The organism is Sphingomonas sp. LaA6.9, from assembly GCF_022601895.1.
In the GTDB taxonomy this organism is placed as follows: domain Bacteria; phylum Pseudomonadota; class Alphaproteobacteria; order Sphingomonadales; family Sphingomonadaceae; genus Sphingobium_A.
In genome coordinates this window covers 71,658-78,552 of the sequence record NZ_JAKVIO010000020.1, presented here as the reverse complement: position 1 = coordinate 78,552, position 6,895 = coordinate 71,658, and the positions used below count along the sequence as shown (strand labels likewise).

Annotated in this window: 7 protein-coding genes and 1 pseudogene; all 8 read left to right on the top strand. The window is 64.6% G+C overall.

All coding sequences use genetic code 11. From position 1 onward, the window contains the following. Positions 1-336 (top strand): annotated as a pseudogene (locus MKI88_RS11705) (type II and III secretion system protein family protein); the annotation flags it as partial. Between the two features lie 10 nt (positions 337-346). Beyond that, a complete protein-coding gene (locus MKI88_RS11700) occupies positions 347-619 on the top strand; it encodes a hypothetical protein (protein WP_241631563.1) in 273 nt (90 codons plus the stop codon). A 10-nt stretch (positions 620-629) separates the two neighbouring features. After that, positions 630-2,165 (top strand): pilus assembly protein TadG-related protein, encoded by a 1,536-nt coding sequence (locus MKI88_RS11695; RefSeq protein ID WP_241631562.1) that lies wholly within the window; start codon positions 630-632, stop codon positions 2,163-2,165. A gap of 3 nt (positions 2,166-2,168) precedes the next feature. Continuing rightward, complete coding sequence (locus tag MKI88_RS11690) at positions 2,169-2,672, top strand: TadE/TadG family type IV pilus assembly protein (protein WP_241631561.1); 504 nt, start codon at positions 2,169-2,171, stop codon at positions 2,670-2,672. Next, complete coding sequence (locus tag MKI88_RS11685; protein ID WP_241631560.1) at positions 2,669-3,304, top strand: TadE/TadG family type IV pilus assembly protein; 636 nt, start codon at positions 2,669-2,671, stop codon at positions 3,302-3,304. Before MKI88_RS11690 ends, MKI88_RS11685 begins: the two co-directional genes overlap by 4 nt. Before the next feature lie 11 nt (positions 3,305-3,315). Next, a complete protein-coding gene (locus MKI88_RS11680; protein WP_241631559.1) occupies positions 3,316-4,521 on the top strand; it encodes a pilus assembly protein CpaE in 1,206 nt (401 codons plus the stop codon). A gap of 3 nt (positions 4,522-4,524) precedes the next feature. Beyond that, positions 4,525-5,892, top strand: coding sequence for a CpaF family protein (locus tag MKI88_RS11675; RefSeq protein WP_241631558.1), 1,368 nt, complete (start codon positions 4,525-4,527; stop codon positions 5,890-5,892). Further along, on the top strand, positions 5,893-6,894 hold the full coding sequence (locus MKI88_RS11670; protein WP_241631557.1) for a type II secretion system F family protein: 1,002 nt from the start codon (positions 5,893-5,895) through the stop codon (positions 6,892-6,894). Position 6,895: the final 1 nt, after the last annotated feature.

Here is a 6,895-nt window from a genome sequence, read left to right as displayed (position 1 = left end):
TTCCAGGATACGGTGCGGCAGTTCCCGATCCTCGGCTCGATCCCGATCATCGGCACGCTGTTCCGCTCCTCGGGCTTTCAGAAGCAGGAAACCGAGCTGGTGATCATCGTCACCCCCCGGCTTGTCCAGCCGATGCGCGCCGATCAGGTGCGGCTGCCCACCGATCGCGTCCAGCCCCCCGAAGAGCTGGATCTCTTCATGATGGGGCGCACTGACAATGCGGTCGGTATCAACCCGCTCGATCCGAATGCGCCGCCGCCCGAGGCCTCCAGGCCTCCGGCCCCCGCCGCCGAAGGCGACACCGGCTATTCGGGGCCGACCGGCTATGACTATTAGGGAGAGCAGCATGCGCAACGCCCTTGTCCTGACGCTTGCCACGCTCGCGCTGGCGGCGTGCACGCCCAACGACACCACATTGGGGGGCGCGCACCGCCACAATGTCGCGCTGCAGATCATCGATCCCGAACCGCAATATGAAGGCGTGTTGCGCGAAGGCGGCTCGGGCGATCATGCCGCGGCCGCGGTCGAGCGCTATCGCAAGGGCGAACAGAAACAGCCCGTCACGATCAGCACCACGGTTGGCGTGAGCGGGGGCTCCGGGCAATCGGGCCCCAAATGAGGGAAGGATCATGTCGAGCAACCTGATAGCGCGCCTGCTGAAGTCCGACCACGGCGCCGTCGCGCCCACCGTCGGGATCTCGCTGTTCGCACTGGTTGCCGCCGGCGGCATCGCCTTCGACTATGCCCGCATGGCGACGCTCGACACCGAACTCCAGAACGCCGCCGATCAGGCCGCGCTCGCCGCCGCGACGCAGCTGGATGGCAAGGCCAATGCACGCAGCCGCGCGACCTCTGCCGCGCAAACGCTCGTCACAAACCAGACATTGATGGCCAACGATGTGGGGACACGGGCCATCAGCGTGCCCACCGTCACCTTCTACGTCGACAAACCGCGCACAACCGTCGCTACGACGGACGCCGACGCGAACTTCGTGCTGGTAACGGTGGGCACGCGCGAGGCCTTCTTTGCGCTGACGCCGATCGTGGCCGCCATTTCATCGGGGCCGATCGCGGCCAGCGCCTATGCGGGTCTGGGCACGGCGATCTGCAAGGTTCCGCCTGTGATGATGTGCAATCCCGCCGAGCCGATGAACAACACCAATCCGGATTTCGACTTTGACGCCAATGCTCTGCGCGGGGTCGGCATGAAGCTTATCACGGGCAATGCCTCTGCGCCCGGCAATTTTGGTTTCCTTGAAACTGGATTCGGAAACGGCGCACAGGATCTTGCGCGGGCGCTGGGCTACAATACGCCCCCGGGCGATTGCATGCCCAGTGACGGAGTAAGCACAAAGCCCGGGCTCAACGCATCGGTCATGGATGCGCTCAACACGCGCTTCGATCTGGACACGAACGGCTCGCAGACTTGCCCAGGCGGCGGCACCTGCTCGCCATCGCGCAATGTCCGCAAGGATCTCGTTCGCGGGAATCAGTGCGGGACCAGCGGCCAGCAAGGTTGGCAGGAATCGCCGAATCCGTATCGACCGACAACCACGACGCCGATCACATCGGGCTACCCCGATATCATGGGTCATCCGCGCGACCTTTGCCATGCCATCAGCAACGACCTGAGCGCCAGCATTTCTGCCGGATGTTCCAGCGGCGCGGGCCGGATCGGCAACGGCCAGTGGGACCGGAACGCGTATTTTCAGGTCAATTATGGCTGGAACGCGTCGACCTGGCCGACAATGACCGGCCTTTCCAGCAGTGCCACGCGCTATGAGGTCTATCAGTGGGAGATCGCAAATCCCGCCAACATCGACACGCCCCAGAGCGTCGGAGGCAACAAGTCGGGCTATGGCGCGCCCGTCTGCCGCGGAGCGGGCATCACCCCCGGAGGAACCAATGTCGACAGGCGCAGAATCTCCGCAGCGGTGCTGAATTGTCGCGCGCTCGGGCTCAATGGCTCCGAAACGAACGTTCCGGTACTGAAATGGATCGATCTGTTTCTTGTCGAGCCGTCCTATCAACGACGTGATGGGTCGACGACGGTGACCGAGGCGACCGATGTCTATGTGGAACTCATCGGCGAAACTAACAGTGGCGCCGCCGGCGCCACCGCAGGGCAGGTCGTTCGGCGCGACGTGCCGTACCTGATCGAGTGAGCGATGAGTGCGCGCACCCTGTTTCGGGTCACCCAATGCCGGCGCGGCACCGCCGCGGCCGAGATGGCGCTCATCACGCCGCTGCTGATCACGCTTATGTTCGGTGCGTTCGAGCTGGGTAATTATTTCCTCAGCGAGCATGCCGTCTCCAAAGCGGTGCGTGACGGCGCGCGCTATGCCTCGCGACGCTCCTTCACGGAATTCACCTGTTCGACTGTTTCCGCCGATGTTCTCGACAAGACGCGCAACATCGTGCGGACCGGGCAGGTGGCCAATAGCGGTACCCCGCGCCTCGTCGGCTGGACCAATTCCGCGACGATCACGGTCAGCGTGACCTGCAACACTGCCGGCGGATTTACGGGCATCTATACCGGCAAAGCCACAGGCGCTCCTGTCGTGACCGTATCCGCGTCGGTTCCCTATTCTTCCCTGTTTCAGAGCCTTGGCTTTTCGAGCACTTCGCTGTTGCTCAACGCCAGTTCCCAATCGGCGGTGATGGGCGTATGAGGCGCCCCGCACGCAGCATCCTCGGCGATACGCGCGGCGGCCCCGCCGCCGAATTCGCGCTGGTGCTGCCGGTCATGCTCATGTTCCTGCTTGGCATCATCGATGTCGGGCGGTTGATGTGGACCTGGAATCGCGCCGAAAAGGCGACTCAAATGGGCGTGCGCTACGCAGTGGCGACCGAGATCATCCCCACCGCACTCGCCGGTTATAGCTTTGCGGCGAGCGGCGGCATTCCGCAGGGCGATCCTATTCCTGATACCGCCTTTGGTGGCATCCAGTGCACGTCGAACGGTACGGCGGCGACCTGCACCTGTAACACCAGCACCTGCGGCCCATCCACATTGATCGACGATCAGACGGCCGCAAATACGCGCTTCGCCAACATCGTCGCGCGCATGGCCGCATTCATGCCCGAGATCACGGCCAGCCGCGTGCGCATCGATTATGGCTATTCGGGGCTGGGCTATGCGGGCGATCCCAACGGGTCGGATGTTGCGCCACTTGTGACTGTCCGGCTCCGCAACATGACATTCCGGCCGCTGCTGCTGATGCTGTTCGGCGGCTCCATTACACTTCCCGATTTCCGCGCCGCGCTCACGCTTGAGGACGGCTCGGGGACGGTGTCAAATTGAAAGGTGGTTTCGTGGGCGTTCTAGGCAGATCCGACAAGGGCGCGGCCCATTGGTCGCTGAAGGTCGAGGAGGGCTGCGCGCAGATCGTGCTGTCCGAGGCCGAAATGGCGGCGGCCGAGATCGCGGGCGGGCCTGTGGCGGGCTTCGTCGTCGAGATGAACCAGTTCAATGCATCGGGTGCGGTGCCCGACGAACTGGCCGAGCGCGCGCAGGTGATGGTCGTCGAGGTCAATCCGGCGTCCGACGCGTCGCTGCGCCGGCTGGCGACGCTTCGTGCTGGGCATCCGCGGCTGCCCATCGTCGCAGCGGTCCGCGATGCCTCGATTCCCGTCGTCCGCGCGCTGCTGCGTTCGGGGGTCAACGATGTGCTGGGGCTCCCGCTCACCAATCACGATCTCGCCGCCGCGCTCGAGCGGATCCGCGAGGACATCGCGAAAGCGGCGCCGCTCGAAACATCGCATGGCAAGCTGGTCACGATCATCAAGAGCGTGGGCGGCGTCGGCGCGACGATGCTCGCGACGCAGGCCGCGAGCATCCATGCGCGCCGCGAGGCGCCGCTCGGGCGAGAGACGTGCCTGTTCGATCTCGACCTGCAGTTCGGCAATGCCGCCACCTATCTCGGCCTGTCACCCTTGCTCACGATCAGCGACCTGCTCGAGGCGGGTGCGCGCGTCGACGGCGACCTGCTCCGCTCGGCGACGATCCAGACCGGTGCCGGGCTGAACGTCATCGCCGCGCCGCAGGAAATCATGCCGCTCGAGGCCGTCGGTTCGGACCAGATGTTCGACGTTGTTGACCTCGCGCTGCGCGACTATGACACGGTGTTCGTTGACCTGCCTGGCAACTGGACCAACTGGTCGCTCTCGCTGGTTGCGCGCTCGGACATCGTGCTGCTCGTGGTGGAACTGACCATTGCGAGCCTGAGGCAAGCGCAGCGGCAGCTGGCGCTGCTGAAGAAGCAGGGGCTCGGCGAACTGCCGATCCAGGTCATCGCCAATCGCGTCCAGAAAAAGCTGTTCCGCTCGATCGACCTTGCCGACGCGTCGCGCGCGATCGGGCATCCGGTCGCGTTCAGCGTCGCCAATGATTTTCCGCTCGTCGGGACCGCACTGGATCAGGGCGTCCACATCGACGAGGTCAAGGCGAAGAGCAAGGTCGCGAAGGACATCGAGGCGATCCTCGATGGCTGCAACGAACTGCTCGATCGGGGGAGCTGAGCCATGTGGCAGATCAAGAAACCCGGGCCGCTCCATCCCTTTTTCGGGGATGCCGACGACCTCGAAACGGCGTCGGAGGCGCGACTGCCGGCCAATGTCGATCGCAATACCGATCTGAAGGTCGAACTTCACAAGCGCTTGCTCGACCTCATCAACCTCGCCGCGCTCGACACCATGTCGCGCGAGCAGGTCGAAAGCGAGGTCGGCGAGATCGTGCACGAGCAGCTCGCGCTACAGAAGCACGCGCTCAACCATGAGGAGCGCAAGCAGCTCGTCTCCGATGTGCTCGACGAGCTGCTCGGGCTCGGGCCGCTGGAGCCGTTGCTCAAGGACCACACGATCACCGACATTCTAGTCAACGGCCACAGCACCGTGTTCGTGGAGCGTGGCGGGCGGCTCGTGGAAACCCCCGTCCGGTTCAAGGACGAGCGCCACCTCGTCCGGATCATCCAGAAGATCGTGGCCGCAGTCGGCCGCCGCGTCGATGAAGCCTCGCCCTATGTCGATGCTCGGCTTGCCGATGGCTCGCGCGTCAATGCGATCATTCCGCCGCTGGCGGTCGATGGCTCGCTGCTCTCGATCCGCAAGTTCGCGAAGATCCCGATCAATATGGAGCGGCTCATCGAGCTAGGCAGCGTGCCTGAAGGCATGGCCGAAGTGCTCAAGGCGATCGTGGCGGCGCGGCGCAACATCCTGATCTCGGGGGGCACCGGATCGGGCAAGACCACGATGCTCAACGCGATGTCGGCCTATATCGACGGTGCCGAGCGGATCGTGACGATCGAGGATTCGGCCGAACTCCAGCTCCAGCAGCGTCACGTCGCGCGGCTCGAGACCCGGCCGGCCAATATCGAGGGCCGCGGCGAGGTGACCCAGCGCGATCTCGTCAAGAATGCGCTGCGCATGCGCCCTGACCGCATCATCGTCGGCGAGGTGCGCGCCGGCGAGGCGTTCGACATGCTCCAGGCGATGAACACGGGTCACGATGGCTCGATGACCACGGTGCACGCCAATACGCCGCGCGACGCGCTGTCGCGTATCGAACAGATGATCGGCATGAGCGGTATCGACATCGCGCCGCGCTCGGCGCGCGCGCAGATCGCGTCCGCGCTCAATGTCGTTATTCAGGTCGGCAGGCTTGCCGACGGACGTCGCCGCCTGCTCAGCCTGTCCGAACTGACCGGCATGGAAGGCGAGGTCATCACCATGCAGGAGATCTTCCGCTTCAAGCTGACGGGGCGCGACGATGCGGGCGCCGTTCTCGGCCATTTCGAATCCACGGGCATTCGGCCGAAATTCATGGGCGAGCTCGCAGATCACGGGATTCATCTTCCCGCCGAGATATTCCGCCCCGACCTGAGGATCGCCTGAATGACGCCGACTGCGCTCCGTTTCCTCGCGCTGGTCCTGATCTTCGGGGCGGTCGTGCTCGCCATTGAGGGAGCGCTGGGCTGGTGGCGCAGCCGCAGCGGCGGCGAACGTGCCGTCAACCGGCGGCTCAGGATGATCGCGACGGGGCTGGATCGTGGCGCCGTGCTCTCGCGCTTGCGCCGGAACCCCGATCAGATCTGGGCCAGCCTGCCGGCGCCGATCGCCGGCCTCTTTGCGGGCATACAGCGAACGCTGCATGGCGCGGGTGTGGCCACCTCGCCGCAACAGATGCTGCTGATGATGATCTCGGCGGTTATCGCCCTGTTTCTCATCGTCATCGTCGGGGCCGGCATCGCGGGCGTTCCGCTGACCATCGGCAGCCTGCTGATGATTGCGACCTTCGCCTTTGCGCTGGGCTTCGGCATCCCGCTCATCGTCCTCTCGCGCATGGCCGACCGGCGTCGCAAACGCGTTCAGGAGCAATTTCCCGTGGCGCTCGACGTGTTCGTCCGCGGGCTGCGCGCGGGGCACCCGATCGCGTCCGCGCTCGACCTGCTCACGCGCGAGATGACCGACCCGATCGGCAGCGAGTTCGGCATCGTCGTCGATGAGGTCACCTATGGTGCCGACCTGCGTGATGCGCTGCAGAACATGGCGAACCGCTGGGATCTGGCGGACATGCACATGTTCGTCGTTTCGCTCTCGGTGCAGAGCGAGACGGGCGGCAATCTCGCCGAAATTCTGGAAAATCTCTCGCAGGTGATCCGCGAGCGCGCGAGCATGCTGATGAAGGTGCGCGCGCTCAGTTCCGAAGGGCGGATGACGGCCGTCATCCTCACCTCGCTGCCCGTACTGGCCTTTGTCGGACTGTTCCTCGTCAACCCGGCCTTTTATCTCGACGTCGCGGACGATCCGGCCTTCGTGATCGGATTCGTCGGCTTGCTCGTCCTCTATGCGATCGGCTTCTTCACGATCCGTCGCATGATCGATCTGAAGGTCTGAA

Excerpts from the sequence above, each read along its gene's own strand:
- MKI88_RS11700 (WP_241631563.1), top strand. The coding sequence starts at position 347 with ATGCGCAACGCCCTTGTCCTGACGCTTGCCACGCTCGCGCTGGCGGCG.
- MKI88_RS11695 (WP_241631562.1), top strand. The coding sequence starts at position 630 with ATGTCGAGCAACCTGATAGCGCGCCTGCTGAAGTCCGACCACGGCGCC.
- MKI88_RS11690 (WP_241631561.1), top strand. The coding sequence starts at position 2,169 with ATGAGTGCGCGCACCCTGTTTCGGGTCACCCAATGCCGGCGCGGCACC.
- MKI88_RS11685 (WP_241631560.1), top strand. The coding sequence starts at position 2,669 with ATGAGGCGCCCCGCACGCAGCATCCTCGGCGATACGCGCGGCGGCCCC.
- MKI88_RS11675 (WP_241631558.1), top strand. The coding sequence starts at position 4,525 with ATGTGGCAGATCAAGAAACCCGGGCCGCTCCATCCCTTTTTCGGGGAT.
- MKI88_RS11670 (WP_241631557.1), top strand. The coding sequence starts at position 5,893 with ATGACGCCGACTGCGCTCCGTTTCCTCGCGCTGGTCCTGATCTTCGGG.